Origin of the sequence: Bradyrhizobium erythrophlei (genome assembly GCF_900142985.1) — a bacterium.
GTDB classification, from domain to species: Bacteria; Pseudomonadota; Alphaproteobacteria; order Rhizobiales; family Xanthobacteraceae; genus Bradyrhizobium; species Bradyrhizobium erythrophlei_B.
Map to the genome: position 1 here is coordinate 1,590,500 of NZ_LT670849.1, position 25,473 is coordinate 1,615,972.

Here is a 25,473-nt window from a genome sequence, read left to right on the forward strand (position 1 = left end):
CCGCACATTTCGAGATCGTGGATGCCGTTAGAAGAGGCAAAAAGGGCAAGAAAAGATGGCCTTGGTTGACACCGGCGACACATCGTTACTCCTGGGAAGCACGGACGAGCCGCCGGTCGTGGAGCACAATCCGCAAGGCCCCTCTCCGTTCCTTTTGACCTCGGATCATTTTGGCCGCGCGCTCCCCAAAAGCCTCGGCGGCCTTGGCCTGCCGGAAAGCGAACTGACGCGGCACATCGCCTGGGACATCGGCATCGCCGGCGTGGCACGCGCGCTGTCCGAACGGCTGAATGCGCATCTGATCGCGCAAGCCTACTCGCGGCTCGTGATCGACTGCAACCGCCCTTTCACCTCGCCAAGTTCGATCCCGCTGATCAGCGAAGCCACGACGATCCCCGGCAATGAGGGCCTCACCCGCGACGCAATAGATGCACGCCGCCGCGAGGTGTTCGAGCCCTATCATCGCCGCATCGCCGAGGTGATCGAGCGCCGCGCGGCCGGTGGTTTACCGACCGTGCTGGTGTCGCTGCACTCTTTCACGCCGATCTATGCGGGCATCAAACGGCCATGGCATGTCGGCACGCTGTATCAGCGCGACAGCCGCCTGCCGCCGTTGCTCTTGAAAGCGTTACGCGCGCAAGGCGACCTGGTCGTCGGCGACAACGAACCCTATGCGGTGAGCAACGAGACCGACTACACCATTCCCGTGCACGGCGAGGCGCGCGGACTGATGAACACGGGAATCGAAATCCGGCAGGATCTGATCGGCAACCAGGCCGGTGAAGCGGAATGGTCGGACCGGCTTGCGAACGTCTTTGGCGACATCGAAGCCACACTGCGGGCGCAGGCCTTGCTGTCGATATGATTTATCGCGCGCGCGTGAGCGCGAGCCAGACACCGCCGCCAATCATGACGCCGCCGGAGACCCGCGACATCATTCGCGTCCGCCGCGCCGAGAAAAACGACCGCACACGACCCGCAAGCAAGGCATAGGTGCCGTCGGTGAGCCCTGCGACAACCATGAAGGTGATGCCGAGAATGGCGACCTGAGGGAAATGATCCCGGCCCATATCCACGAACTGCGGAATGAACGCGCCAAAGAACACCAACAGCTTCGGATTGGAGAGCGCGACCAGAAAACCCTGGAGGAAGAACCCGCCGCGCGGCGGCGGTGGTGCTTCCGCTTCGACGCCCTCGACCGGCGAGCGGATCAATTTGATGCCGAGCCAGACCAGATAGGCGGCGCCGGCAAAGCGGACCCAGTCAAACCAGTAGCCCATCGTCGCCATCAACGAGGTCAGCCCGATCGCGACGATGCCGATCACGATCATCATCGCCGCCTGCACGCCCGCGATATTGGTCAGCGCCGCGCGGGTGCCGTGACGCAGGCCATTGGCGATCACGAGCGTGACGATGGGCCCGGGCAACAGCGCGAGCCCGACGCAGGCGGCGATATAGGCGAGATAGACTTGAAGGGACATGGGAGAACTTACCTGACCCGTCGTCATGGCCGGGTTCATCCCGGCCATCCACGTCTTGTTTCGTCGAGTTAGCTAAGAAGACGTGGATGCCCGGGTCAAGCCCGGGCATGACGGTTGATGTCTACGGCAGCCCAACAATCTTCCGCGCCTCACCCGTCAATTCGAGGATGTGCATGCCGGTATTGGCGCGGTCGACGATGTAGATATAGCCGCGCTCGTCGGTCTCGAGATTGTTGGTCTGGATCGCGACCTTGCAGCGATCCTTGCCGTCGATCTTGACGCAACGCTTGTCGGTGTTGGCCGTGATCGACGGGATGAAATACCCGACCTCGGTCGGGTGATACGGATCGCGGATGTCGAGCGCGCGAACGCCGGCGTTGAAATAGGAGATGAAGGCCATCTTCTTGTAGTAGACCGGCGCCATGCTCTCGTTCGAGGAATGCGCGCCAAAGCGCCCGCCCCGCTGACAGAAATCGCCGTCTGCTTCCTTGGCCGTGTAGCTCGAAATCACCATCGGCGTCGCCTCAATCGTCACGTCGACGAACCACACCATCTGCCGCGGCTCGGCGCATTCGTTGACGATTTCCTCGTCGACGATCATGACGATGTCGCGCGTCGGCTCCTTGTCATGGGCGAACTCGGCGATCGGCATCTTCAGCATCGGAAATGTCGTGTGCGCGCCGTTGAAGGCGGACATCGACATGCGCGAGATCTCGGGATAGCGCAGGTTTTCCGGCGTCGGCTCCTTCGGCCCGTTCAACAGCTTGTCGCGATCGACGATCTGCAAAAAGCCGCCCTTGTCGGTGCCGTAGCCGAAATAGACGCGATTGCCCTCGGGACCTGCCGAGATCGGCCCGTGCAATTCGGTCGGCACCGCGCCTGACGCCCCCGGCTCCTGACCGGGAAGTCCGAAATCCCTGATCTTCGTCGGGTGCGCGGGATCGGAGAGATCGTAGATCATGGTCATGCGGCGCGTGCGCCAATCAGGCTTGCCCGACACGAGGTAGGCGACGCCGGTGTTGCATTCCCACCAGTTCTTGTGCGTGTCCTTCAGCCCCTCGCCGATACGGCTGACCAGCACCGGATGGGCGGGATCGGCGGTGTTCCAGACCTCGTGTCCGGCGCTACCGATCGCGCGCAGCATGTAGACCGCGTTCGGATCGCCCTTCGGCAATTGCTTGCCGTCGCACACGCGCACCATCTGCGCGCCGCCGCTTTCGTACTTTCCTTCCTGGCCCGGAATGTGAACCAGATATTTCGGGTTCGCGGGATCGGTGACGTCGATGATCGAGGTGCCGTTCGGCTCCGCCTTGCCGGTCATCGAATTGACGGGATCGGGAATTTCGTCGGTGCCGCCGTGGTGGCCGACATAGGCGATCCAGCGATCGCCCTGATGATGGATGGTCGGCTGATAGGCGCTGCGCGCCTGCAAGTCGTTGTAGCCGACGAGCTTCATGTTGGAGGCTTCGGGCGGCGCGCCGATTTTCTGTTGTGTGATCTTCTGGCTCTGCGCATCCGCGCTGCCGCAGAACAGGAACAAGGTTGCGAAACAGGCTGCCGGCTTGACGTAACGGTTCATGTTTTTCCACCCACGCTTTAGAGGCCAATCTCTCGCTGGCTCGTCCCTCCCCTAGCACAGCCGAACGCGTCGGCCAAAACACCCCCTTGACATGCAACCAATTGGTTGCCTATTATTTTCACCTATGGAAATGGACGACGTGTTCAAAGCCCTGGCCGATGCATCGCGACGGTCGCTGCTCGACAGGCTTCACGCCAGAAACGGACAGACACTGAACGAACTCGGCGAGGGCCTCGCCATGACGCGGCAGGCCGTCACCAAGCACCTTGTCATTCTCGAGGAGGCCAACCTGGTCACCACGTACAAGCAAGGCCGCGAGAAGCTGCACTACCTGAACCCGGTGCCGATCCATCAGATCGGCGAACGGTGGATCAAGAAATTCGAGCGCGGAAAACTCACCGCGCTCAGCGAGTTGAAACGGCAACTGGAGAAGCGTGATGAGTAAACTGGAATTCGTTTACGTGACCTACATCGAAACCACGCCGGAGAAACTTTGGCAGGCGCTGACCGATGGAGATTTTACCGAGCGCTACTGGTTTGGCCATCGCATCGCCTCCGACTGGAAGGTCGGCTCGGTCTATCGCTTCACCAAGCAAGGCATGCCGCACTCCGACGGCAAGATCTTGATCTCTGACCCGCCGAGGCAACTCGCCTACAGTTTTGATGGCTGCTCGCCGGAATCAAGACGTGAATGCACCTCGCGTGTGACCTTCGACATCGAACCGAGCGGAGGATCCGTCAAGTTGACGGTGACGCATGACAATCTCGACGAAGGCGGCGTCACCTATTGCGAGATTTCCGGTGGCTGGCCGATGGTTCTCTCCGGCCTGAAGAGCCTGTTGGAGAGCGGCCACGTCCCTTCGATCGAGCTGCCGCCAGCCACGAAGAGGGAAACGGCCGATGCCTAAGCCCGAATACGTCTACGTCATCTACATCGAAGCACCCTGCGAGAAGGTCTTCGACGCCCTGATCGATCCGGAAATGAACAAGGAATACTGGGGCCGGCACTGCAACCTGTCCGACTGGAAGACGGGTTCGTCCTGGCAACACGCGGACTATGACGATCGCTCGAAGGTCGTGGTTGCGGGCACCGTCATTGAAAGCGATCGCCCGCATCGCCTCGTGCTGTCCTGGGCGCGACCGGAGAGCCTCGGCGATCCCGACAAGACGTCGCGGGTGACATTTTCGATCGACGAGCAGTTCGGATCGACCAGGCTCACGGTAGTCCACGATGAACTGGATTCCGAGATGCTTCGTGCCATCAGCGGCGGCTGGCCGCCGATCCTGTCCAGCCTGAAGACGTTGCTGGAGACCGGCGCGTCGCTGCCGATGACGCGCCGCCGCTGGAAGAGCGGCAACTGACAAGCTGAACAGGGAACGAAAATCATGTCCAAACCCGAATTCATCTACGTCACCTATATCGAGACTACTGCGGAAAAACTCTGGCATGCGCTGACCGACGGCGAGTTCACCGCGCGCTACTGGTTCGGCGCGCGTCTACGGTCGGACTGGAAGGTCGGCTCTTCGTTCGAGATGGTTCGCAGCGACGGCACCGTCTCCGATGCCGGCAAGGTCGTCGAATGCGATCCGCCGCGCCGGCTCGCCTACACCTTCATCAACCTCTCGGACAAATACAAAAACGAATTCCCGGCGCTCGCAACCTTCGTGCTCGAACCCTATGGCAAGCTCGTCAAGCTGACGCTGACCCAAGAAGGTTTTGTTGAAGGCGGCAAGTTCTACGCAGGCATCTCAAAGGGTTGGCCGGCGATCCTGTCGAGCTTGAAGAGCCTGCTCGAGACCGGCGAGCCGCTGCAAATTCCGTTCGAAGCGCTGAAGATGGAAGAGGCTTGAGCTGACGCCATGAACATCGACCACTTCAAGCCGCTCACCGTCTACACGAACTACATCGCCTCCACGCCCGAGAAGGTGTGGGAAGCGCTGACCTCGGCCGAATTCAGCCGAAAATACTTCTTTGGCAATGCGGTCGAGATCGATCTGCGGGTCGGCGGCGCCTACATCGTGCGGACACCCGACGGTAGCCTGCATATCTCCGGCGAAGTGGCCGAGTGCGTTCCGTATCGCAAGCTCACCTTCACGTTCAACGTGAACTGGCCGGAGCTGATCGAAAAGCTGGGACCCACGCTCGTGACTTACGACATCGAGCCCGCAGGCGATGCCGTGCGGCTCACCATGACGGAATCGCATGATCGGCCACTCGACGACGACATCCTTTCCGGCGGACGCCAGGGCTGGCCCGCGATCCTCTCGAGCCTGAAGAGTCTGCTGGAAACCGGCGAACCGCTCGTCGTCAAAATGGCACCACCAGCGCGAATGCTGGCGGCACTGAAGAAGCTTGGCATCAAGACGCCGTAGGCTCGGCCGGCTTCTCAAACCCCGGCTAGCGGGATTTGAGAAACTGCGCGAACGCCCGCAGCGTCACATCCGAAACATGATGCTCCATACCTTCGGCATCAGCTTCTGCGGCCTCGACCGGAACGCCGACGGCACGTAGCAGATCGACCACCAGCCGGTGGCGTGCATGCGAGCGTTCCGCTAATTCATGCCCCTTCTCGGTGAGAAATACGCCCCGATAGGGGCGCGAAGTCGCCAATCCGGCCCGCTTCAAGCGTGAGATCGTCTTGATTGCCGTGGCGTGGGATACGCCCAGCCGCCGCGCGATGTCCGTCGGCCGCGCCTCACCTGAGTTGGTCAACAGACCTGCAATCAGCTCGACATAGTCCTCAAGCAACGCTGTCGATTGCGCCGAGCGGGTTTTTCCGAAGCGGCGCGCTTGAACCAGCTCCGTAGGCAGCCCCGCTTCAGCGCTGCCCCGCCGTGCCTTACCTGGTGCCGACGGCTCCATAGCTGGCGATCCTGATCCTGTGGAATCTCTTCCAGTCGACAGACCACATACCACCCAACGTGTCAAAATGTAGCCATTGCTACATCAATCAGGTTGACAGCCTTTCTCGGCCGCATGTAGCATTAGCTACACTTTCATGTATCTGCTGGATCGAATCTTATCGTCGAAGTCGCCGCTAGCGGGAATCACCTGACGATTCCACTTCGTGGAATGAAATTTGCTGCCGGGATGCGGATTCGGAAGGGCAAAACCTTCCAGTCTCCAAAGTCATCTGGGCTTCAGAAATTTGCGATTGATTTGGCTGCCCTTTCGTATCACAGCAGGGCAAGTGGGGATGGGGTTGGTGCTGGCAATCAGGTTACTCCTGTCGGGTTTGGTATCGGCAGCGTTGGTAGATTCGGCCCGCGCCGCCGATCTTCCTGTCATGCTGCCGGTGAAGGCCCCGCCTGTTGCCGCCGGTTACGACTGGACCGGCTTTTATGTCGGCGGTCATATTGGCCTTGCGACCGGAAACTCGCCCTGGACGCTCGATCCGGTCGGCGGCGGCGCGCCGGCGGCTGGTTCCTTCAGCCTTTATCAATCGCCTAACGCCTTCAAGGACAGCGGGAGCTGGTTCGAGGGCGTGCAGGCCGGTTACAACTGGATGCTCCGGAATCGCCTCGTGGTGGGTATCGAGGTCGACGGCTCGTTTCCACCTTTTCCCGACCCCATCACCGGTATGACCATCGGCGGGACTTCGAACTTTGCCTCGCCCAGCTTCGGTACCGGAACCTTCAGCGAGAACGTGCTGGCGTCCGGCACGGTGCGCGGCCGCATCGGCTACGCGCCGGGCCCCTGGCTGTTCTATGCCACCGGCGGCCTCGCCTGGAGCTACAATCAGCAAACGCTGACCCAGAACGCGACCGGCAATACTGAAGACCGCTTCCTCTACCGCTTCGGCTGGGCCGCCGGCCTCGGCATCGAGACCGCCATCGCGCCACACTGGACCGTGCGCGGCGAATATCTGTGGACCGACTTTCCGACTGTCGCCGAAAACTTCCCGGTGTCGGGTCAACGGGTCTCTTCCGGCTTTTCGGAGCAACAGTTCCGGCTCGCCCTCAACTACCGCTTTGATGATCCGTCAACGCCGCCCGCGTTCGCACCGTCGCGTTTCATGCAAAACGCCGATATTTTCTCGGTTCACGGACAGGCCACTTATGTCCAGCAGAGCCATCCTTCGTTCCCATCGCCCTACGAAGGGACCAACAGCCTCTCCGGCGGGGCGTCATCGAAAGAGACTTTCGACATCACACTCTCCACCGGCGTCAAGCTGTGGCGAGGTGCGGAGTTCTGGGCCAATCCGGAAATCGACCAGGGCTTTGGCTTTAACGATACCCATGGCGTCGCCGGCTTTCTCAGCGCCGAAGCCTACAAACTCGGCTCATCCACGCCTTACGCGCGCCTGCAACGCGCCTTCCTGCGCCAGACGATCAATCTCGGCGGCGAGACCGAAAACGTCGACGACGATTTCACCCAGTTCAAGGGGACGCGTTCGACCGATCGATTGGTCATCACCGCAGGCCGTTTTGGCGTCAACGACATCTTCGACACCAACCGCTACGCCAACAGTCCGAAGTCCGACTTTCTCAACTGGTCGCTGATCAACGCCGGCACCTTCGACTACGCGGCCGACGGTTGGGGCTACAATTACGGCGCGGCGGCGGAATGGTACACCGGACCCTGGACATTCCGCGCCGGTGTGTTCGACCTCTCCGTTATGCCGACGGGCGGCAATAGCCCCGTGGGCGTAGCACTCGACCCGACCTTCCAGCAATTCTCGCTGCTCGGCGAAATCGAGCGGCGATACGAGTTGTGGGGCCAGCCGGGCAAGATCAAGATCACGGGCTTTTTGAACCGTGGCAGCGCCGGCAATTTCTCCGATGCGGTCGCGCTGTCGCAGGTCACGGGAATGCCGGCCGACATCAATGCCGTACGCGCCTATACCAGCCGCCCCGGCGTCAGCCTCAACGTCGAACAGCAGGTGAACGATAATTTCGGACTGTTTTTCCGTGCCGGCTGGGCGGACGGCCAGATCGAGCCGTGGGACTTTGCCGACATCGACCGCACCGTGTCCGGCGGCGTTTCGATCAACGGCAAATCGTGGGGCCGGCCCGACGACACCATCGGCATCGCCGGCGTCGTCAACGGCATCTCCAACGCGCACGTCGCTTTCCTCAATGCAGGCGGGCTCGGCATCCTCATCGGCGACGGACAGTTGACGAACTACAGCACCGAGAAGATCTTCGAGGCCTACTACACGTTCTCGCTGAATGCCTCGACCAAACTTACCTTCGATTATCAGTTCGTCGCCAATCCCGGCTACAACGCCGACCGGGGTCCGGTGAACGCCTTCGCAGCCCGCGCGCACTGGCAGTTCTAGGCAACCTTGCGGCCACCACCACTTTAGACTAGTTCTAAATTAGACTGGTTCTAAGGTGGGTGAGCACTATGCCGCGATTGAAAAATGCAACCAAAACAGCAATCGCAGCACTCTTGTTGCTGGTTTTCTGGTCGGTGAGTGCTTCAGCCCAGACCGACGAGATCCAAGTCTACGACGCGCAGATCGCCGAACCTGGCGTCTTCAATTGGATGGTCCATAACAACTTTACCCCTGAAGGGTTGAAGACACCGCGTTTCCAGGGCGGGCTTGTCCCCAATCAAACACTCAATGGCGTACACGAGTGGGCCTACGGGATGACCGACTGGTTCGAGCAGGGCCTGTACTTGCCGCTCTACAGTGTGGCCGACGGCGAAGGACCAACGCTGAACGGGTTCAAGGTACGCGAACTCTTTGTCGTGCCCCATGCGGCAGAACAAACCTTTTTCTGCGGCATCAATTTCGAGTTCAGCTACAACGCCGCGCATTGGGACCCCTATCGGTCCACTTCGGAGATAAGACCCATCCTGGGCTGGCACTTGGGTCAATTCGATTTCATCATAAACCCGATCCTCGACAACACGTGGACTGGATTTTCTAACCTCGATTTCGCGCCGTCGGTTCGGCTCGCGTACAACGTCTCGAAGACGTGGGCTGTCGCCGCGGAAGTGTATTCTGACTACGGACCACTGAAGCATTTTGTGCCAACGGAGCAGCAATCACAGCAACTCTTTGGCGTCATCGATTATAAAGGCGCAGATTTCAACATCGAGGCGGGCGTCGGCTTCGGTTTGACTCCCGCATCCGATCGCTGGGTTGTGAAGTTGATGATCTCTCGCGATCTCTACAAACCCCCGCAGAACGTGAAGAAGGATTATTCGCTTCAGGCCGCAAAAAATTAAGGTTCTTGCCGGGGTTGTTACAGCTAGGGAGGCTGAAAAATGCTGAAACGCGCGCTCGTCGTTCTAGCCGCTACTCTTGCAATGTCGCTTGCGACATCTGAAGGAGAGACAATGGAAAATCTGACAGTCATGATCTCCGGCGGCTTCTCGCTCGCCTACAAGCAGGTGTTGCCGGAGTTCGAACGCAGCACCGGCATCAGCGTGACCACGCTGTCCGGCGCATCGCAGGGAACCGGTCCGAAGACCATCAAGTCCCAGCTTGAACAAGGCACCGAGGTCGATGTGGTCATCCTCTCGGGCGAGGGCCTCGACGAATTGAAGGCCGCGGGGCGGATCACTGCCGGCTCGGAGATGAAGTTGGCGGGCGTCGCGTTGGGCGCGGCGGTGCGCCAGGGAAGCGCCAAGCCGGATATCGGCAGCGTCGATGCGTTGAAGCGGGCGCTCACCGGCGCACGCATGGTGGCGCTGCCCGGCAGCACCAGCGGCATTTTCATGAAGGACGAGGTGTTTCCGCGGCTCGGCATCGCCGACAAGGTATCGTCGAAGCTCTACGCGCGCGGCATCGAATCGACCAACGCACTGGCGGCCGGCGACGCCGATCTCGCCATCGGTCCGGTCAGCGAACAGGTCAATCAGCCCGGCATCGAACTGGTGGGACCGCTTCCCGACGAGGTGCAACTGGTCCAGATATTCACCGCGGCCATCGTCAAGACGGCGCATAATCCGGAGCAGGCCAAGCGCCTGATTGCGTTCCTGGCGTCCGATCAAACCACGACCGCCATCAAGAACTCCGGCATGCAGCCGGCTCGGTAACGGCCGCAAGCCGCGAAGACCAACGCGGCTGGATCATCCCAGCGCCCGCAGCTCGCGCCGCAGCACTTTTCCCGTCGCCGTCATCGGCAGGTTATCTGCGAACTGCACAAAGCGCGGATATTCGTGCGCGGCGAGTTTCACTTTCACGAAATCCTGGATCTCGCGCGCCAAGGCCTCGCTTGGCGCAAAACCCGGCCGCAGCACGATCCACGCCTTGATCGACTCGGTGCGGACCGGATCGGGAACGCCGACCACCGCCGACATCGCCACCGCCGGATGTTTCAAGAGACAATCCTCGATCTCCGACGGACCGACGCGATAACCGGCCGTGGTGATGACGTCGTCCTCGCGGCTCAGGTACCAGAAGTAGCCGTCCTCATCCTGCCGTCCGAGATCGCCGGTCAACAGAAACCCGCCGACATATTTCTTTTGCGTGGCGTCCGGGTTCTTCCAGTACTCGATCATGGTGACGGGATTGGGCTGTGCGACGGCGATGATGCCGCGCTCGCCCCGCGGCAATTCGTTGCCCGCATCGTCGACGATGCGCACGTCGAAACCCGGCGTCGCCTTGCCCATCGAGCCCGGCCGGATCGGAAACAGTTTTGCATTGTTGCCGACCGACAGATTGCATTCGGTCTGGCCGTAGCCTTCGTGGACTTCGATGCCGAAGGTTGATCGCACCCAATCCAGGAGTTCTGCGCCGAGCGCCTCTCCGCCCGAGAAGATGCTGCGCAACTTCACGCCGGGATGACTGACCTCGGCCTGCCGCATCAGCTTCAGTGCGGTCGGCGGCAGGAACACGTTGCGCACGTTGTGTTCGGCCATCAATTGCATCGCGGCATGCGGTTCGAATTTTTTCGCGCGGTGCCCGACCACCGGCACGCCGTGATAGAGCGAGGGAAACAAGACGTCGAACAAGGCTCCGATCCAGGCCCAGTCGGCCGGCGTCCACATCACGTCATCGGCTTTGGGGAAGAAATCGTGGATCATCTCGACATTCGGCAGATGACCGAGCAGCACGCGGTGGGCGTGCAGCGCGCCCTTTGGATTTCCGGTCGTACCTGACGTGTAAATGATCATCGCGGGATCGTCGGCCGCGGTATCGACGGTCGTAAAATCGCTCGAGGCGGCTTGCAGCGCCGGCCCGAATTGTTTCGTGCCGGCGGGCGCATCGTCGCCGACGAGATAGATGTTTTTCAGATCGGGAAGGTGGTCGCGGATCTTTTGCAATTTCTGCCATCCGGCCGCATCGGTGACGATGGTCCTGGCGGCTGAATTGGCAAGGCGAAATTCCAGCGCGTCTTCGCCGAACAGCGCGAACAGTGGAATCGAGATCATGCCGGCGCGAAAGGCCGCCAGATGCCCGACCAGCAATTCCAGCGACTGCGACAGGAACAGCGCGACGCGGTCGCCGCGCGTGAGCTCATCGGCGACAAGTACGTTGGCGAAACGGCGCGACAGCACGGCGAGTTCATCGAAAGAGGTGTGGCGCGACGAACCATCCTCGTCGACATAGATCAGCGCGAGGCGGCCGCTTCCGTCGGCATGGCGATCGCAGCAGGCGGTCGCCATGTTGAAGCGCTCGGGGATCTCCCAGCGAAACTCGCGGCAAAGTTTGGCGTAATCGTTGGTTTCGGTGAGCATGGCGTAAGCTTAAACCAACACCGCTGCCACTCAACCCTCTCCCACAAGGAGAGGGGGCGATAGATCAAGCGGGGCGAGGTTCAAGAATTAAGCGCCGCCTTCACCAAACCGCTGGCTTTGCCGAAATCCATCTGCCCGGCATACTTGCCCTTGAGCTGGCCTACGACCTTGCCCATGTCCTTCATGCCAGCGGCGCCGGTCTCCTTGATGGCCGCCGCAATCGCGGCCTTCATGTCGTCGTCTGACATCTGCTTGGGCAGGTACGCCGAAATCACCGCGATCTCATCGCGCTCCTGGGCGGCGAGTTCGGCGCGGCCGCCTTTCTCGTAGAGCTCGACCGATTCCTGGCGCTGCTTGATCATCTTCTGCAACACGCTGAGCAGGTCAGCGTCGGAGAGCGGCGGCTTGCCCTCGCCGCGCGCGGCAATGTCGGCGTTCTTGATGGTCGAATTGACCATCCGCAACGTGGAGAGCTTGCGCTCTTCCTTGGCCTTCATCGCGTCCTTGACCGCGTTGTTGATGTCGTCGCGCAGCATGGGAATCACCCTCTTTTCGGCTTGAAACGTTGATCTAGGCGGTTCGGCTGACCGAGACAACCGGCGTTCCGGCCGCGGGCCTGCTAACTGCCCGGAAATATGCTGAAAACGCATGTGAATCAGCCTGAAGCGACTTTGACGCGGGCCCCGCACGCGACTATGTAAAGGCTTCATGACGACATCCGGAAATACTGCCGCCTGGCCGGACCACAAGCCGACCGCACTTCTCGTGCTGGCCGATGGAACGGTGCTGGAAGGTTTCGGCCTTGGCGCCGAGGGCCACGCCGTCGGCGAGGTCTGCTTCAACACCGCCATGACCGGTTATGAGGAGATCCTCACCGACCCCTCCTACGCCGGCCAGCTCATCACCTTCACCTTCCCGCATATCGGCAACGTCGGCACCAACGACGAGGATATCGAGACAGTGAACATGGCGGCGACGCCGGGCGCGCGCGGGGTGATCCTGCGCACCGCGATATCAGACCCCTCGAACTATCGCGCTACGCGGCACCTCGACCAGTGGCTGAAGGCGCGTGGCATCATCGGTCTCTCCGGCATCGACACGCGCGCGCTGACCGCATTGATCCGCAGCAAGGGCATGCCCAATGGCGTGATCGCGCATGCCAAGAATGGCGAGTTCGACCTCCACGGCCTGAAGGAAGAGGCGCGGGAATGGCCGGGTCTCGAAGGCATGGACCTGGTGCCGATGGTGACCTCCGCCCAGCGCTTCACCTGGGACGAGACACCGTGGAGCTGGGACAAGGGTTTCGGACACCAGACCGATCCGGAATTCAACGTGGTCGCGGTCGACTACGGCATCAAGCGCAACATCCTGCGCCTGCTCGCCGGCGTCGGGGCCAAAGTTACGGTGGTGCCGGCCACGACCTCGGCCGAAGACATCCTGGCGATGAAGCCGGACGGCGTGTTCCTGTCGAACGGTCCGGGCGATCCGGCCGAGACCGGCAAATATGCCGTTCCGGTCATCAAGAAGGTAATCGATTCCGGCACGCCGACTTTTGGCATCTGCCTCGGCCACCAGATGCTGGGGCTCGCCGTCGGCGCCAAGACGAAAAAGATGCATCAGGGCCATCACGGCGCCAATCACCCGGTGCGGGACGAGACCACCGGCAAGGTCGAGATCACCTCGATGAATCATGGATTCGCGGTGGATCAGGCGACGCTGCCGAAAGGCGCGACGCAGACCCACGTCTCGCTGTTCGACGGCTCCAACTGCGGCATTGCGCTCGACGGCAAGCCGGTGTTCTCCGTGCAATACCATCCGGAAGCCTCGCCGGGCCCGCGCGATTCCCACTACCTGTTCCAGCGCTTCGCCGATTTGATGCGGGCGAAGAAGCGGGCTTGAGAAGATCCTTCGTCATCGCCTGCGACAAACGCAAGGCGTTTGCGCAAGGGAGCGCAAGCGAGGAAGTGATCCAGCGTTCTCTTTGAACTGGATTGCTTCGCTGACGCTCGCAATGACGGGTTGCCAGGACTGGCGTCCTTGATCGCTATTTGATATGACGTATATCATTGCATTTTCCGCTCGGAGTTCCCTCATGACCGACACTTCTGCCCGCAAGGTCGAATACGGCGTGACGCTCACGGACGTGATGGCCTCGATGAAGGGCATCGATTTCCTGCGCGCCATGCTCATCGAGGGCAAATTCCCGGCGCCGCCGATCATGCAGAACATCGAGCCGTTTGATCATGTGGTCGAGCCCGGGATCGTTTCGTTCTCCAGCGTGCCCGGCTTTCGCCACTACAATCCGATCGGCTCCGTGCATGGCGGTTACGCCGCGACGCTGCTGGATTCCGCGATGGGTCTTGCTGTGCACTCGATGCTGCCGCCCGGCTCAGGCTACACCACGCTCGAATTCAAGGTCAGCTTCATCCGCGGCATGACAAAGGACACCGGCGTCGTGCGAACCGAGGGCCGCACGCTCAATGTCGGCCGCCGCGCCGCCACCGCGGAGGCGCGCATCACCGATGCCAGGGGCCACCTGCTCGCACATGCGACGACGACCTGTCTGGTTTTCGAGATTCCGGGGCCCGGCGCCAAGGGAATGTAAACGTTGGTGGTTCCGGTCGTCCCGGCGAAAGCCGGGACCCATAGCCACCAGCCTTCGTTTTGCGAAGAAACTTCGTCCGCGTCCATTTCGAGAATCACGCGGTATGGGTCCCGGGTCGCGCTTCGCTTGCCCGGGACGACCTGAAAATGTTCGACAGCTACGCCGCGTTCGAGCCTTCCTGGCGCGTGGCTTCGAACAGGAACCAGGTGCGCCGTTCGGTCTCGTCAATGAATGTCTCGAGCAGGCCGGCGGTGCCGGAGTCCTCATGCTCGTCGCACAGCTTGTGCGCCTTTCGCATCGCGGCTGCGACGTGCTTGTTGTCTTCCATCAATTCGCGCAGCATTTCGCGCGGCGGCACGTAGCTTTCGTCGTTGTCCTTGATGGTCTGCAATTTGGCGACCTGCCCGATCGAGCGCACCGTAGTGCCGCCGATCTTGCGCACCCGCTCCGCCAACTGGTCGGTGGTGGCGAAGATGGCGTCCGAATGCTCGTCGAGCATCAGATGATAGTCGCGGAAATGACGGCCGCTGACGTGCCAATGGAAATTCTTGGTTTTCAGATAGAGCGCAAAGGCGTCGGCCAGAAGCACATTGAGCGCGGCTGAAATCTTGTCGGTGGCGGCCTTCGACAGGTCGCTCGGGGTGTCGAGATCGGGGGAGGTTTTGCTGGCTTTGCTCACGATCAGCCTTCCTGTTAGGTAGCCGGCGATGGACATCGTTCGCCGGACCATTTAACGCCTCATTGGCGGGGCGGTTCCTACGGCGGAACCCTGGTATTTTCGGGCGCTACACCTCATGGACGAATGGATCGATTATTACGATTCCACGCATACGATCTATGCGAGCAAGTTGCATCGCGATCTGCATTTTCAGCTGATTGCGCGGGACATCATCGGATATATCGGCACGCCCGACGCGGTGGTGTTGGATTACGCCTGCGGCGAGGCGCTATCGGCGGCCCGCGTCGCGGACGCCTGCGGCATGCTCTATCTCGCCGAGCCTGCGCCCGGGGTGCGCGGACGCCTGATCGCCCGCTTTGCCCCGAATACCAAGGTCCGCGTGCGCTCGCTCGAAGACGTGCGCAAGATGGCCGAACAATCGATCGATCTCGTGGTGATGAATTCGGTCACGCAGTACATGACCCCGGAAGAACTCGACGGCGCCTTTGCAAACGTCCGGCGGATCCTGAAGCCCGGCGGACGGCTTGTGGTCGGGGACGTGCTTCGCCCCGAGGTCGGCATGCCGCGCGACGTGATCGCGCTGTTGCGTTTTGCCGCTGCCCACGGATTTCTGCGCGACGCGCTGATCGGGCTGGTCTCGACGGCATTGTCGGACTATCGGCAATTGCGCAGCCGCGTCGGCCTGGAGCGCTACAGCGAGGCCGACATGGTGGCCAGGCTTGGGGCAAGCGGCTTCACCGCCTCGCGCGTCGCCGTCAATATCGGCCACAATCCCTGGCGCATGACCTTCGTGGCGCGGCCGTCGCTGGCCACGTGAAGGAGTGAACCGAGCGGGCCCGTCTTCGCCCTTCCGCCTTCGCTCTTCGAGCTTCGGCGGACATGTCGGGCTACGCCGAGGCAGCCCTCGCTACGAGGTGGCCTGCCTGGCCGAAGCAGGCGCAGCCTGCGAAGGCTGGTAGGGTTAACCGCGACTAACAGTGGCCCCACGGGCGCCGATCGGGAAAGATGGATGCGGCCCGGTGGCGGAAGCGTCGACGCGAGAGCAGTGCAATGCTCTTTATCCTGGTTCAAATCCAGGCCGGGCCTCCAGCCTTCGCTCGCTTTGCGAGCGAAGGCCAGGCAGGCCAGCCCTATCAGGCCGAAAGCCAGCCCACCCGGCCCCGCCTCGCCATAGCTCGGAGAGCGAAGGCGGGAAAATGGCGGTTGATGGTCCTTTATTGGGGGTTTCGCGGTCGCGGAATCTGGTCTAAAGACCGACCGCGCGCGGCGATCACGCGCTTCTGGCTAGGGGACGCGCGGAATGCGCGCCCTTTTTTTGTGCCCGATTTCCCGGCCCGCGAGTATTGATGCCCAAAAGAACTGACATCTCCACCATCCTGATCATCGGCGCCGGTCCCATCGTGATCGGCCAGGCCTGCGAGTTCGACTACTCCGGAACGCAGGCGGTGAAGACGTTGAAGGAAGAGGGCTACCGCATCGTCCTGGTCAACTCCAATCCGGCGACGATCATGACCGACCCGGAACTCGCGGACGCCACCTATATCGAGCCGATCACGCCCGAGATCGTCGCCAAGATCATCGAGAAAGAGCGTCACGTCATTCCCGGCGGCTTTGCGCTGCTGCCGACCATGGGCGGGCAGACCGCGCTGAACTGCGCGCTGTCGCTGCGCCGGCTGGGCACGCTCGCCAAATTCGACGTCGAGATGATCGGCGCCACGGCAGACGCGATCGACAAGGCCGAAGACCGCCAGCTTTTCCGCAACGCCATGCAGAAGATCGGCCTCCAGACGCCGAAGTCGCGGCTGGCCAACGCCTCCGCGCTCAAGAAATCCGACCGCGACAAATACCTCGCCGATCATGAGAAGCTCTCCGGCGAGGCGCTTGAAACGTTCGAGCGGCAGTGGACGCTAGGGGAGAACGAGCGGCGCAAGCGCTATCAGCAGCAGGCGCTCGCCGAAGCGCTGATGGCGCTCTCCGAGATCGGATTGCCCGCGATCATCCGCCCCTCCTTCACCATGGGCGGCACCGGCGGCGGCATCGCCTACAACAAGGAAGAGTTCATCGACATCATCGAGCGCGGGCTCGACGCCTCGCCCACCAACGAAGTCCTGATCGAGGAATCCGTTCTCGGCTGGAAAGAGTTCGAGATGGAGGTGGTCCGCGACAAGAAAGACAATTGCATCATCGTCTGCTCGATCGAGAACCTCGATCCGATGGGCGTTCACACCGGCGATTCGATCACGGTCGCGCCGGCACTGACGCTCACCGACAAGGAATACCAGATCATGCGCGACGCATCGCTTGCGGTGCTGCGCGAGATCGGCGTTGAAACCGGCGGCTCCAACGTGCAGTTCGGCGTCAATCCGGCCGACGGACGCATGGTCGTGATCGAGATGAATCCGCGCGTGTCGCGCTCGTCGGCGCTGGCCTCGAAGGCAACCGGATTCCCGATCGCCAAGGTGGCCGCGAAGCTCGCTGTCGGCTACACGCTCGATGAAATCGCCAACGACATCACCGGCGGCGCCACGCCGGCGTCGTTCGAGCCGACGATCGATTACGTCGTCACCAAGATTCCTCGATTCGCGTTCGAGAAATTTCCCGGCGCTTCGACAACGCTGACCACGTCGATGAAGTCGGTCGGCGAAGTGATGGCCATCGGCCGCACGTTTCAAGAGAGCCTGCAAAAGGCGCTGCGCGGGCTCGAGACCGGCCTCACCGGCCTCGACGAAATTGAGATCGAGGGCCTCGGGCGCGACGACGACAAGAACGCGATCCGCGCGGCACTCGGCACGCCGACGCCGGACCGCCTGTTGCAGGTGGCGCAGGCGATGCGGCTCGGCTGGAGTGATGAAGACATCTTCAACTCCTGCAAGATCGATCCGTGGTTTTTGGCGCAGATGCGTTCGATCGTCGAGATGGAAGCCAAGGTGCGTCAGGACGGCCTGCCGCCGAATGCTTTCGGCCTGCGCATGCTGAAAGCGATGGGCTTTTCCGACGCGCGGCTCGCCGTGCTCGCCAACATGACCGAGGCCGACGTGAAGGCGCGCCGGCATCAACTTGGCGTCCGCCCGGTATTCAAGCGCATCGATACCTGCGCCGCCGAATTCGCCTCGCCAACCGCCTACATGTACTCGACCTACGAGGCGCCGTTCGCAGGTCCCCCGTCGGACGAAAGCGCGCCGTCTGACAAGAACAAGGTCATCATTCTCGGCGGCGGACCCAACCGCATCGGCCAGGGCATCGAGTTCGACTATTGCTGCTGCCACGCCTGCTTCGCGCTGCACGATGCGGGTTATGAATCGATCATGATCAACTGCAATCCGGAAACCGTGTCGACCGACTACGACACCGCCGACCGGCTGTACTTCGAGCCGCTGACGGCCGAGGACGTGCTAGAAATCATCGAGACCGAAAAGACCAACGGCCGCCTGCATGGCGTGATCGTGCAGTTCGGCGGGCAGACGCCCTTGAAGCTCGCGCACGCGCTCGAGGAAGCCGATGTGCCGATCCTCGGCACCTCGCCCGACGCCATCGACCTCGCCGAAGACCGTGACCGCTTCAAGCGCGTGCTCGACAAGCTCAGATTGAAGCAGCCGAAGAACGGCATCGCCTATTCGGTCGAACAGGCTCGCCTTGTCGCGGCCGATCTCGGCCTGCCGCTGGTGGTGCGGCCGTCTTACGTGCTCGGCGGCCGCGCGATGCAGATCATTCGCGAAGACAATCAGCTCAGCGACTATCTGCTCGGCACCCTGCCCGAGCTCGTGCCGGGTGACGTCAAGGCGCGCTATCCCAACGACAAGACCGGGCAGATCAACACCGTGCTCGGCACCAATCCGCTGCTGTTCGACCGCTATCTGTCCGACGCGATCGAGGTCGATGTCGACTGCCTCTCCGATGGCAAGGACACCTTCATCGTCGGCATCATGGAGCACATCGAGGAGGCCGGCATTCACTCCGGTGACTCCGCTTGTTCATTGCCGCCGCACTCGCTCGATGCCGAGACCCTCGCCGAACTCGAACGGCAAACCCGCGAGCTGGCGCTCGGGCTCGACGTTGTCGGTCTGATGAACGTGCAATACGCCATCAAGGACGGCGATATCTATGTGCTGGAGGTCAACCCGCGCGCCTCACGCACGGTGCCTTTCGTCGCCAAGGTAATCGGCATGCCGGTCGCCAAGATCGCCGCACGGCTGATGGCCGGCGAGAAGCTCGCTGACTTTAATTTGAAGAAACCGAAACCCGATCATGTCGGCGTCAAGGAATCGGTATTTCCGTTCGCGCGCTTCCCCGGCGTCGACACCGTGCTCGGGCCGGAAATGCGCTCGACCGGCGAGGTCATGGGCATCGACCGCTCTTTCGAAATTGCCTTCGCCAAGAGCCAGCTCGGCGGCGGCACGCGTGTGCCGAGGAAAGGCACCGTGTTCGTCTCGGTGCGCGAGAGCGACAAGACCCGCATCATCGATGCGGTCCGGCTGTTATCCTCGCTTGGATTCAAGGTATTGGCGACGTCGGGCACGCAGCGCTTCCTCAGCGATCACGGTGTGCCGGCGGAGAAGGTCAACAAGGTGCTGGAAGGACGGCCGCATATCGTCGACGCCATCACCAATGGCGACATTCAGCTCGTTTTCAACACCACCGAAGGGCCGCAGGCATTAGCCGATAGTCGATCGCTGCGGCGCGCTGCCCTCTTGCATAAAGTGCCGTATTACACCACTCTCTCCGGTGCCGTGGCGGCTGCCCAGGGCGTCCGCGCTTATCTGGGCGGAGACCTTGAGGTCCGCACGTTGCAGAGCTACTTTTCCGAGAACTGATCATTGGCGAGCCCAAAAGCCCCTGCAATGATTGGCAATAAAGCCAGCTGGGAACTCTCCGCCCGCATCAATGTTGAGTTGGCCTCCCTTCACCGGGCCGAGTTAACGGGCTTTTGAACTGTTTCGGCAGTGAAAGCCTGATCTGAAAACGTTTTCGCGCGAGCCAAACCACGATCTGCCGCCCGCGCGGACAAGGGATAGAGAAGATGATTGAAAAGGTTCCGATGACCGCGGCGGGTCATACCGCGCTCGAGGATGAATTGAAGCAGCGCCAGTCGGTGAATCGTCCGCGCATCATCGAACACATCGCGGAAGCGCGCTCGCATGGCGACCTTTCAGAAAACGCGGAATATCACGCCGCGAAGGAAGAGCAGTCGCATAACGAAGGCCGCATCGCCGAGCTCGAGGACAAGCTCGCGCGCGCAGACATCATCGACATCTCGAAGCTGTCGGGCGACACGATCAAATTCGGCGCGACCGTCACGCTGGTCGATGAAGACACCGAGAAAAAGGCGGTGTGGCAGATCGTCGGCGAAGTGGAAGCAGACGCCAAGAAAGGCAAGATTTCCATCACCTCGCCGCTGGCGCGCGCGCTGATCGGCAAGAAGAAAGGCACGACCGTGGAAGTCATGGCCCCCGGCGGCCCCAAATCCTACGAGATCACCAAGGTCGAGTGGCGCTGATTTTTTGAGCCCACTAGCACCTCCGTAGCCATGAAAATCCGAAAGCCGCGCCTTCAGAGCGCGGCTTTTCTCATGTCGGCAGTCGGAATATTGTTCAAAAGTGGGGGTTAGACGGTGGGCCGCACGAAGCTTTTGGGCGGCCGAGACGATAAGCTCACGCGTACTTTAACGTGTCAAAACAGGGGGACATGACATGGACCAGACGTTTTCGAAATTTCAGCCAGCCGCGCTCAGTCTGTTTCGCTTCATCACCGGACTGCTGCTCTTCCAGTACGGCGTTGCCAAAATCCTGAAGTTTCCGGCCGGCACGCCGTTCGAAAAGGTGGAATTGTTCTCGCTGATCGGCGCAGCCGGCTCGATCGAACTCATCCTCGGCGGGCTTCTGATGATCGGCCTGTGGTCACGGATCGTCGCTTTCATTCTGTCGGGCGAAATGGCCTTTGCCTATTTCATCGGACACTTTCCGCGCGGATTTTTCCCGATCCTCAACAACGGCACCGCGGCAATCCTGTTCTGCTTCGCCTGTCTGTATCTGGCGACGTCGGGCGGAGGCCCCTACAGCGTCGATGCGAAGATGGGAAAGAAGGATTGAGGCGAGGCTAGCGATATCGCCGGCGGAATGAATCCCTCCCCCTTGCGGGGAGGGAAGGTTCGCGAAGCGAACCAGGGTGGGGGTAACGTTTCGCAAATCAGACGCCCCCACCCGGCTCGGCGCTCGTTGTCGCTCACGCCGATCCACCCTCCCCGCACTCGCTAAGCTCGCGGGGGAGGGATAAGAGAAGCTAACCCCTCGCCTTCACTTCCAGCGGCACGGCCGCCTCAAACTTCGAATTGTGCAATACCAGCGACGTTCGCACGTTTCGCACGTGCGGCGCCGCGGTCAGATGCGTGACGAAATCCTGAAACGTCGCCATGTCGGGCGCCACGCATTTCAGAACGAAATCGACCTCGCCCGACAGCATCCAGCATTCCCGCACCAAGGGCTCGGCGCGCACGAAATCCTCGAACGCGCGCAAATCGGCGTCGGCCTGGCTCGACAGATGGACGGACGCAAATACCGTGACGTCGAAGCCGAGTTTTCGCGGATCGAGCAAGCCGCGGTAGCCCTGTATGTAGCCCGCTTCCTCCAGCGTCCGCACGCGGCGCAGACACGGCGGCGGGGAAATGCCGACGCGTTTGGCTAATTCAACATTCGTGATTCGACCGTCGGCCTGGATTTCGCTCAGGATTTTGAGGTCAATTTCGTCAAGATTCTTCGACACGCGGTCTGGGTTCCAGCAGGCTGAGAGGGACTTCTTGCGGGTGGCGGCCAATTTTTGCGGCCTTGGCCGTAACTCTCTTAGCCCAGCTCGGCTACGTCGCGCAATTTTATTACGCGTGCGTTGCGCCATTTTTCTAACTCACGGGAAATTTTGCTGATTTGAATTGCAATTCTTGCATAGCTCGCCAGATACCTTAGACTTGCATTTGACACTTTCAGCGCCAATGCGGCGCCTTCCCGGGCGAAAACAGCTTAAGCGCTCATCAAATCCCCCTCGGTAAGGGACCTGCTCATGCCTGCACCTATTCACGCGAAGGTCGTCATCATCGGTTCCGGCCCGGCCGGTTACACCGCGGCGATCTATGCGGCGCGGGCGATGCTTGAACCGGTGCTGATCCAGGGCATCCAGCCCGGCGGCCAGCTCACCATCACGACCGACGTCGAGAACTATCCGGGCTTCGCCGATGTGATCCAGGGCCCCTGGCTGATGGAGCAGATGGAGAAGCAGGCCGCCCATGTCGGCACCAAGATCGTCACCGATTTCGTCAACAAGCTCGAACTCGCGCGGCGGCCGTTCCGGCTGACCTGCGATTCCGGCGACGTCTATCTGGCCGAGACCGTCATCCTCGCCACCGGCGCCCAGGCGCGCTGGCTGGGGATGCCGTCGGAAGAGAAATTCAAGGGCTTTGGCGTCTCGGCCTGTGCGACCTGCGACGGGTTCTTCTATCGCGGCAAGGAAGTCATCGTGGTCGGCGGCGGCAACACCGCGGTCGAGGAAGCGCTGTTCCTCACCAACTTCGCCTCGCAGGTGACGATCGTGCATCGCCGCGATCACTTCCGCGCCGAGCGCATCCTGCAAGATCGCCTGTTCAAGCATCCCAAGATCAAGGTGGTGTGGGATTCTGCGATCGACGAAATCAGGGGTGCGGAGAACCCATCCAAGGTCACCCATGTCCGGCTGAAGAACGTCAAGACCGGCGCGCTCACGGAAGTGCCCGCCGACGGCGTCTTCATCGCGATCGGCCATGCGCCGGCGACAGAGCTTGTGGCCGGACAGATCAAGCTGAAACCGTCCGGCTATGTCGAGGTCGCACCGAACTCGACCGCCACTTCCGTGCCGGGCCTGTTTGCCGCCGGCGACGTCGCCGACGAAACCTATCGTCAGGCGGTCACGGCCGCGGGCCTTGGCTGCATGGCGGCACTCGAAGCTGAACGTTTTCTGGCGCTGCGCGCGAGTGATCGCGCGGCAGCTGAATGAATTTTCACCGCATACGCGACGGGTTTATGGATATGGATTGGGACAAGCTGAAAGTATTTCACGCGGCGGCCGAGGCGGGGAGCTTCACGCATGCCGGCGAGCAACTCGGTCTGTCGCAGTCGGCCGTCTCGCGCCAGGTCTCGGCGCTGGAGCAGGAATTGTCGGTCTCACTGTTCCACCGTCATGCCCGCGGCCTGATCCTGACCGAACAAGGCGACCTGCTGTTTCGCACCGCGCATGACGTGTTCATGCAGTTGCAGGCCGCCCGCGCCAAGCTCACCGACAGCCGCGAGCGGCCGAGCGGCGACCTCAAGATCACCACCACGCCCGGCGTCGGCATCAACTGGCTGATTCCCCGGCTCGGTGAATTCACCGCGCTCTATCCGGAAATCCGCATCTCGCTGATCGTCACCGACGAGGAGCTCGATCTGTCGATGCGCGAAGCGGACGTGGCGATCCGGACCCGCAAGCCGACCCAGCCCGACCTGATCCAGCGCAAGCTGTTTGCGATGGGCTTCCACGCTTATTGCTCGCCGGAATACATCAAGCGATTCGGCACGCCGCGTACGCTCGACGAGCTCGACGCGCATCGGATCATCACGCTCGCCGACGGGCAGGTCGCGCCGCATCTGCAAAACCGCAATTGGCTCGTCGAGGCCGGTCGCAACGGCACCGGCCCGCGCGAGGCCTATTTCAAGGTCAACAACATCCTGGGGCTGGTGCGCGCCTGCCAGCAGGGCCTCGGGATCGCGGCACTGCCGGATTACCTGGTCGAGGAAAACAGCCGCCTCGTGCAGCTGTTCGGCGAATCGGATTCGATCCAGCTGGATACGTATTTCGTCTATCCCGAAGAATTGAAGACGGTTGCACGCGTTCAGGTGTTTCGCGACTTCGTGGTGAGCAAGGCTCAGCGCTGGCCGTCCTGAAGCCGAAGCGCGACGAAGGCCTTCGTCGCGCTTCGAAAGCCACTGCACAGTTTTCCCGTGCGCATCCTAATTATCGGTCGATAATCGATCCCCGCATGTCTGACATGCGGCCCACCCCGTTGCTGCAGGGCGCCCGGCGGGACCATAATGTTCGGACACTGAGCTTTCGCGTTGCGCACATGTCCCCCTCCTCCAGTGGCGCGGATGTTCGGTTATCCCTCTTGGAAGGTGATTGTGTCGGCCCAACGAGGCCAATACTCAAAGCCGGGCTCTCATGAGCCCGGCTTTTTTTCGCGCTGACATCAAAGGCTTTTTCCACGCGGCGGTCTTCCCCTGATTGTTTTCACGATGGGAAAGCCTGACCTCGCACGCCACCCGTGTTGACAGTGGAACTGATGCACCGCATCATCGCGGCATGATCACGCGTTCGTGCACAGCCCTCCGTTCGAAAAAAGTCTCCCTTCCGGGGGCCTGGGGTCGACGCGCGCGATAGACACTTCGCAACAGCCGATCTGCAACCCCCGCCGCGAGGCGGGTTTTTTGTGTCCCGTCTCCGGTCAATCAGGAGAAGGACCATGACTGCCCCCTTTCAATCCTCAGGCCTGTGCTCGCAATTGCACGGCCTCTGGCTGCCGCTCGTCACGCCATTCTGCGATGGCATCGTCGATGAGACTTCGCTGCGGCGGCTGGTGCGCCATTACGCGGCGCTGCCGATCGACGGCTTGATCCTTGCGGCGACTTCAGGCGAAGGCCTGACGCTTGGAATGGCCGAACTCGAATGGATTGTCGCCGTGACGCGCGAAACCCTTGCCGAGGCGAGGCGCTATTTGCCGATCTGCCTCGGGCTCGCCGGCAGCTATACGCGCAAGCTTTGTCATACGCTCGATGAAACCGCGGGCTGGCCAATCGACGGCTATCTGATCTCGAGTCCATATTATTCGCGCCCCTCACAGCGCGGCCTGTTGCAGCATTTCAACATGCTCGCCGACCACGCCTCGTGGCCGCTCGTACTCTACAACATCCCCTATCGCGCCTCGGTCGCGCTTGAAACCGAGACGCTGCTCGAGCTCGCAAGCCATCCGAACATCGTCGGCATGAAGGATTGCGGCGCCAACCGCGCGCAGTCGATCGAGCTGTTGCGACGGCGGCCGGCCGGCTTTCGCATCTTGACCGGCGAGGACGCCCTGTATTTCGAGGCGCTCGCTGACGGTGCCGACGGCGCAATCCTGTTGTCGGCCCACGTCGAGACGCCGACATTTGCCGCGATATGGAAGCTCTTCAAGGAAGGTCACACGGACGATGCGCGCGAGCGCTGGGACAGCGTCTCCCCCCTCCCACGGCTGCTGTTTGCCGAGCCCAGTCCGGCGCCGGCCAAGTATTGGCTGGCGCGTACGGGCCTGATCGACAGCGCCGAGGTCCGGCTACCGATGGTCGAGGTCAGCCGCGAACTTGCAGCAAGGCTCGATGCCGAGATCGCGCGTCGGCAAGTTCCGGTATCGCGTTTAGAACCTTCGGCGTAGTCGGAGAGACGGAGCTAGAAGCAGGGCGAACG

At 61.5% G+C, this 25,473-nt stretch carries 25 protein-coding genes and 1 tRNA gene; 19 read left to right on the top strand and 7 right to left on the bottom strand.

Features of this window, described 5'->3' with window-relative positions:
* The first annotated feature begins 55 nt into the window (after positions 1-55).
* On the top strand, positions 56-865 hold the full coding sequence (locus BUA38_RS07470; protein WP_072817364.1) for an N-formylglutamate amidohydrolase: 810 nt from the start codon (positions 56-58) through the stop codon (positions 863-865).
* Between the two features lies 1 nt (position 866).
* Here the strand turns inward: BUA38_RS07470 and BUA38_RS07475 are convergent, their stop codons facing one another.
* Entirely contained in the window at positions 867-1,481 is a 615-nt protein-coding gene (locus BUA38_RS07475) for a LysE family translocator (RefSeq protein WP_072817365.1), read from the bottom strand.
* Positions 1,482-1,602: 121 nt separating this feature from the next.
* Positions 1,603-3,060, bottom strand: a complete 1,458-nt coding sequence (locus BUA38_RS07480) for an LVIVD repeat-containing protein (RefSeq protein WP_072817366.1) — start codon at positions 3,058-3,060, stop codon at positions 1,603-1,605.
* Between the two features lie 130 nt (positions 3,061-3,190).
* Here BUA38_RS07480 and BUA38_RS07485 point away from each other — a divergent pair, with 130 nt between their 5' ends.
* Genes BUA38_RS07485 through BUA38_RS07505 form a run of 5 tightly spaced genes read left to right on the top strand, consistent with a single transcriptional unit; the run spans position 3,191 to position 5,433 of the window.
* On the top strand, positions 3,191-3,505 hold the full coding sequence (locus tag BUA38_RS07485; RefSeq protein WP_072825923.1) for an ArsR/SmtB family transcription factor: 315 nt from the start codon (positions 3,191-3,193) through the stop codon (positions 3,503-3,505).
* On the top strand, positions 3,498-3,968 hold the full coding sequence (locus BUA38_RS07490; RefSeq protein WP_072817367.1) for an SRPBCC family protein: 471 nt from the start codon (positions 3,498-3,500) through the stop codon (positions 3,966-3,968). The genes BUA38_RS07485 and BUA38_RS07490 overlap by 8 nt, the downstream gene beginning before the upstream one ends.
* Positions 3,961-4,422: an SRPBCC family protein gene (locus BUA38_RS07495; protein WP_072817368.1), complete on the top strand. Its 462-nt coding sequence runs from the start codon at positions 3,961-3,963 to the stop codon at positions 4,420-4,422. Before BUA38_RS07490 ends, BUA38_RS07495 begins: the two co-directional genes overlap by 8 nt.
* Before the next feature lie 24 nt (positions 4,423-4,446).
* On the top strand, positions 4,447-4,911 hold the full coding sequence (locus BUA38_RS07500; protein ID WP_072817369.1) for an SRPBCC family protein: 465 nt from the start codon (positions 4,447-4,449) through the stop codon (positions 4,909-4,911).
* 9 nt (positions 4,912-4,920) lie between these two features.
* Positions 4,921-5,433: an SRPBCC family protein gene (locus BUA38_RS07505; RefSeq protein WP_072817370.1), complete on the top strand. Its 513-nt coding sequence runs from the start codon at positions 4,921-4,923 to the stop codon at positions 5,431-5,433.
* Between the two features lie 25 nt (positions 5,434-5,458).
* Here BUA38_RS07505 and mntR read toward each other — a convergent pair whose 3' ends face one another.
* On the bottom strand, positions 5,459-5,923 hold the full coding sequence (mntR, locus tag BUA38_RS07510) for a manganese-binding transcriptional regulator MntR (protein ID WP_072817371.1): 465 nt from the start codon (positions 5,921-5,923) through the stop codon (positions 5,459-5,461).
* Between the two features lie 343 nt (positions 5,924-6,266).
* On the opposite strand from mntR, the gene BUA38_RS07515 reads away from it, so the two are divergent.
* The 3 genes from BUA38_RS07515 to BUA38_RS07525 all read left to right on the top strand — a co-directional run bounded on the left by BUA38_RS07515 (position 6,267) and on the right by BUA38_RS07525 (position 10,054).
* Positions 6,267-8,342 (top strand): carbohydrate porin, encoded by a 2,076-nt coding sequence (locus tag BUA38_RS07515; protein WP_338076344.1) that lies wholly within the window; start codon positions 6,267-6,269, stop codon positions 8,340-8,342.
* 68 nt (positions 8,343-8,410) lie between these two features.
* A complete protein-coding gene (locus tag BUA38_RS07520; protein WP_072817373.1) occupies positions 8,411-9,241 on the top strand; it encodes a hypothetical protein in 831 nt (276 codons plus the stop codon).
* 111 nt (positions 9,242-9,352) lie between these two features.
* Entirely contained in the window at positions 9,353-10,054 is a 702-nt protein-coding gene (locus BUA38_RS07525) for a substrate-binding domain-containing protein (protein WP_244553210.1), read from the top strand.
* 33 nt (positions 10,055-10,087) lie between these two features.
* On the opposite strand, the gene BUA38_RS07530 is transcribed toward BUA38_RS07525, so the two are convergent.
* Positions 10,088-11,698, bottom strand: coding sequence for an acyl-CoA synthetase (locus BUA38_RS07530; RefSeq protein ID WP_072817375.1), 1,611 nt, complete (start codon positions 11,696-11,698; stop codon positions 10,088-10,090).
* A gap of 80 nt (positions 11,699-11,778) precedes the next feature.
* Positions 11,779-12,234, bottom strand: a complete 456-nt coding sequence (locus tag BUA38_RS07535) for a GatB/YqeY domain-containing protein (RefSeq protein WP_072817376.1) — start codon at positions 12,232-12,234, stop codon at positions 11,779-11,781.
* 172 nt (positions 12,235-12,406) lie between these two features.
* Between BUA38_RS07535 and carA the strand changes: the two genes are divergently transcribed.
* Entirely contained in the window at positions 12,407-13,597 is a 1,191-nt protein-coding gene (carA, locus tag BUA38_RS07540) for a glutamine-hydrolyzing carbamoyl-phosphate synthase small subunit (protein WP_072817377.1), read from the top strand.
* 193 nt (positions 13,598-13,790) lie between these two features.
* Positions 13,791-14,303, top strand: a complete 513-nt coding sequence (locus BUA38_RS07545; RefSeq protein ID WP_072817378.1) for a PaaI family thioesterase — start codon at positions 13,791-13,793, stop codon at positions 14,301-14,303.
* Between the two features lie 157 nt (positions 14,304-14,460).
* Here BUA38_RS07545 and BUA38_RS07550 read toward each other — a convergent pair whose 3' ends face one another.
* The gene (locus BUA38_RS07550; RefSeq protein ID WP_072825924.1) at positions 14,461-15,018 is read right to left on the bottom strand and encodes a Dps family protein; all 558 of its coding nucleotides are present in this window, start codon (positions 15,016-15,018) and stop codon (positions 14,461-14,463) included.
* A gap of 79 nt (positions 15,019-15,097) precedes the next feature.
* On the opposite strand from BUA38_RS07550, the gene BUA38_RS07555 reads away from it, so the two are divergent.
* The 5 genes from BUA38_RS07555 to BUA38_RS07575 all read left to right on the top strand — a co-directional run bounded on the left by BUA38_RS07555 (position 15,098) and on the right by BUA38_RS07575 (position 21,068).
* On the top strand, positions 15,098-15,799 hold the full coding sequence (locus tag BUA38_RS07555) for a class I SAM-dependent methyltransferase (protein ID WP_072817379.1): 702 nt from the start codon (positions 15,098-15,100) through the stop codon (positions 15,797-15,799).
* A gap of 196 nt (positions 15,800-15,995) precedes the next feature.
* Positions 15,996-16,071, top strand: a tRNA-OTHER gene (locus BUA38_RS07560).
* A gap of 257 nt (positions 16,072-16,328) precedes the next feature.
* Positions 16,329-19,793, top strand: coding sequence for a carbamoyl-phosphate synthase large subunit (carB, locus tag BUA38_RS07565; protein ID WP_072817380.1), 3,465 nt, complete (start codon positions 16,329-16,331; stop codon positions 19,791-19,793).
* Positions 19,794-19,999: 206 nt separating this feature from the next.
* On the top strand, positions 20,000-20,476 hold the full coding sequence (greA, locus tag BUA38_RS07570; RefSeq protein WP_072817381.1) for a transcription elongation factor GreA: 477 nt from the start codon (positions 20,000-20,002) through the stop codon (positions 20,474-20,476).
* Between the two features lie 193 nt (positions 20,477-20,669).
* Positions 20,670-21,068, top strand: a complete 399-nt coding sequence (locus tag BUA38_RS07575; RefSeq protein ID WP_072817382.1) for a DoxX family protein — start codon at positions 20,670-20,672, stop codon at positions 21,066-21,068.
* A gap of 190 nt (positions 21,069-21,258) precedes the next feature.
* Here BUA38_RS07575 and BUA38_RS07580 read toward each other — a convergent pair whose 3' ends face one another.
* Entirely contained in the window at positions 21,259-21,738 is a 480-nt protein-coding gene (locus BUA38_RS07580) for an Lrp/AsnC family transcriptional regulator (protein WP_072817383.1), read from the bottom strand.
* Between the two features lie 291 nt (positions 21,739-22,029).
* Here BUA38_RS07580 and trxB point away from each other — a divergent pair, with 291 nt between their 5' ends.
* From trxB to dapA, 3 genes are all read left to right on the top strand, one after another.
* Positions 22,030-22,995 carry a thioredoxin-disulfide reductase gene (gene trxB, locus BUA38_RS07585; protein WP_072817384.1) on the top strand — a complete coding sequence of 322 codons (966 nt, stop codon included), beginning with the start codon at positions 22,030-22,032 and terminating at the stop codon, positions 22,993-22,995.
* A 32-nt stretch (positions 22,996-23,027) separates the two neighbouring features.
* Entirely contained in the window at positions 23,028-23,921 is an 894-nt protein-coding gene (locus BUA38_RS07590; protein WP_072817385.1) for a LysR family transcriptional regulator, read from the top strand.
* A 575-nt stretch (positions 23,922-24,496) separates the two neighbouring features.
* The gene (dapA, locus tag BUA38_RS07595; protein ID WP_072817386.1) at positions 24,497-25,441 is read left to right on the top strand and encodes a 4-hydroxy-tetrahydrodipicolinate synthase; all 945 of its coding nucleotides are present in this window, start codon (positions 24,497-24,499) and stop codon (positions 25,439-25,441) included.
* The last annotated feature ends 32 nt before the right edge of the window (positions 25,442-25,473 follow it).

What these genes read in the sequence shown, in the direction of transcription:
- BUA38_RS07470 (WP_072817364.1), top strand. Translation starts at nt 56, where the DNA reads ATGGCCTTGGTTGACACCGGCGACACATCGTTACTCCTGGGAAGCACG.
- BUA38_RS07475 (WP_072817365.1), bottom strand. Translation starts at nt 1,481, where the DNA reads ATGTCCCTTCAAGTCTATCTCGCCTATATCGCCGCCTGCGTCGGGCTC.
- BUA38_RS07480 (WP_072817366.1), bottom strand. Translation starts at nt 3,060, where the DNA reads ATGAACCGTTACGTCAAGCCGGCAGCCTGTTTCGCAACCTTGTTCCTG.
- BUA38_RS07485 (WP_072825923.1), top strand. Translation starts at nt 3,191, where the DNA reads ATGGACGACGTGTTCAAAGCCCTGGCCGATGCATCGCGACGGTCGCTG.
- BUA38_RS07490 (WP_072817367.1), top strand. Translation starts at nt 3,498, where the DNA reads ATGAGTAAACTGGAATTCGTTTACGTGACCTACATCGAAACCACGCCG.
- BUA38_RS07495 (WP_072817368.1), top strand. Translation starts at nt 3,961, where the DNA reads ATGCCTAAGCCCGAATACGTCTACGTCATCTACATCGAAGCACCCTGC.
- BUA38_RS07500 (WP_072817369.1), top strand. Translation starts at nt 4,447, where the DNA reads ATGTCCAAACCCGAATTCATCTACGTCACCTATATCGAGACTACTGCG.
- BUA38_RS07505 (WP_072817370.1), top strand. Translation starts at nt 4,921, where the DNA reads ATGAACATCGACCACTTCAAGCCGCTCACCGTCTACACGAACTACATC.
- mntR (WP_072817371.1), bottom strand. Translation starts at nt 5,923, where the DNA reads ATGGAGCCGTCGGCACCAGGTAAGGCACGGCGGGGCAGCGCTGAAGCG.
- BUA38_RS07520 (WP_072817373.1), top strand. Translation starts at nt 8,411, where the DNA reads ATGCCGCGATTGAAAAATGCAACCAAAACAGCAATCGCAGCACTCTTG.
- BUA38_RS07525 (WP_244553210.1), top strand. Translation starts at nt 9,353, where the DNA reads ATGGAAAATCTGACAGTCATGATCTCCGGCGGCTTCTCGCTCGCCTAC.
- BUA38_RS07530 (WP_072817375.1), bottom strand. Translation starts at nt 11,698, where the DNA reads ATGCTCACCGAAACCAACGATTACGCCAAACTTTGCCGCGAGTTTCGC.
- BUA38_RS07535 (WP_072817376.1), bottom strand. Translation starts at nt 12,234, where the DNA reads ATGCTGCGCGACGACATCAACAACGCGGTCAAGGACGCGATGAAGGCC.
- carA (WP_072817377.1), top strand. Translation starts at nt 12,407, where the DNA reads ATGACGACATCCGGAAATACTGCCGCCTGGCCGGACCACAAGCCGACC.
- BUA38_RS07545 (WP_072817378.1), top strand. Translation starts at nt 13,791, where the DNA reads ATGACCGACACTTCTGCCCGCAAGGTCGAATACGGCGTGACGCTCACG.
- BUA38_RS07550 (WP_072825924.1), bottom strand. Translation starts at nt 15,018, where the DNA reads ATGTCCATCGCCGGCTACCTAACAGGAAGGCTGATCGTGAGCAAAGCC.
- BUA38_RS07555 (WP_072817379.1), top strand. Translation starts at nt 15,098, where the DNA reads ATGGACGAATGGATCGATTATTACGATTCCACGCATACGATCTATGCG.
- carB (WP_072817380.1), top strand. Translation starts at nt 16,329, where the DNA reads ATGCCCAAAAGAACTGACATCTCCACCATCCTGATCATCGGCGCCGGT.
- greA (WP_072817381.1), top strand. Translation starts at nt 20,000, where the DNA reads ATGATTGAAAAGGTTCCGATGACCGCGGCGGGTCATACCGCGCTCGAG.
- BUA38_RS07575 (WP_072817382.1), top strand. Translation starts at nt 20,670, where the DNA reads ATGGACCAGACGTTTTCGAAATTTCAGCCAGCCGCGCTCAGTCTGTTT.
- trxB (WP_072817384.1), top strand. Translation starts at nt 22,030, where the DNA reads ATGCCTGCACCTATTCACGCGAAGGTCGTCATCATCGGTTCCGGCCCG.
- BUA38_RS07590 (WP_072817385.1), top strand. Translation starts at nt 23,028, where the DNA reads ATGGATTGGGACAAGCTGAAAGTATTTCACGCGGCGGCCGAGGCGGGG.
- dapA (WP_072817386.1), top strand. Translation starts at nt 24,497, where the DNA reads ATGACTGCCCCCTTTCAATCCTCAGGCCTGTGCTCGCAATTGCACGGC.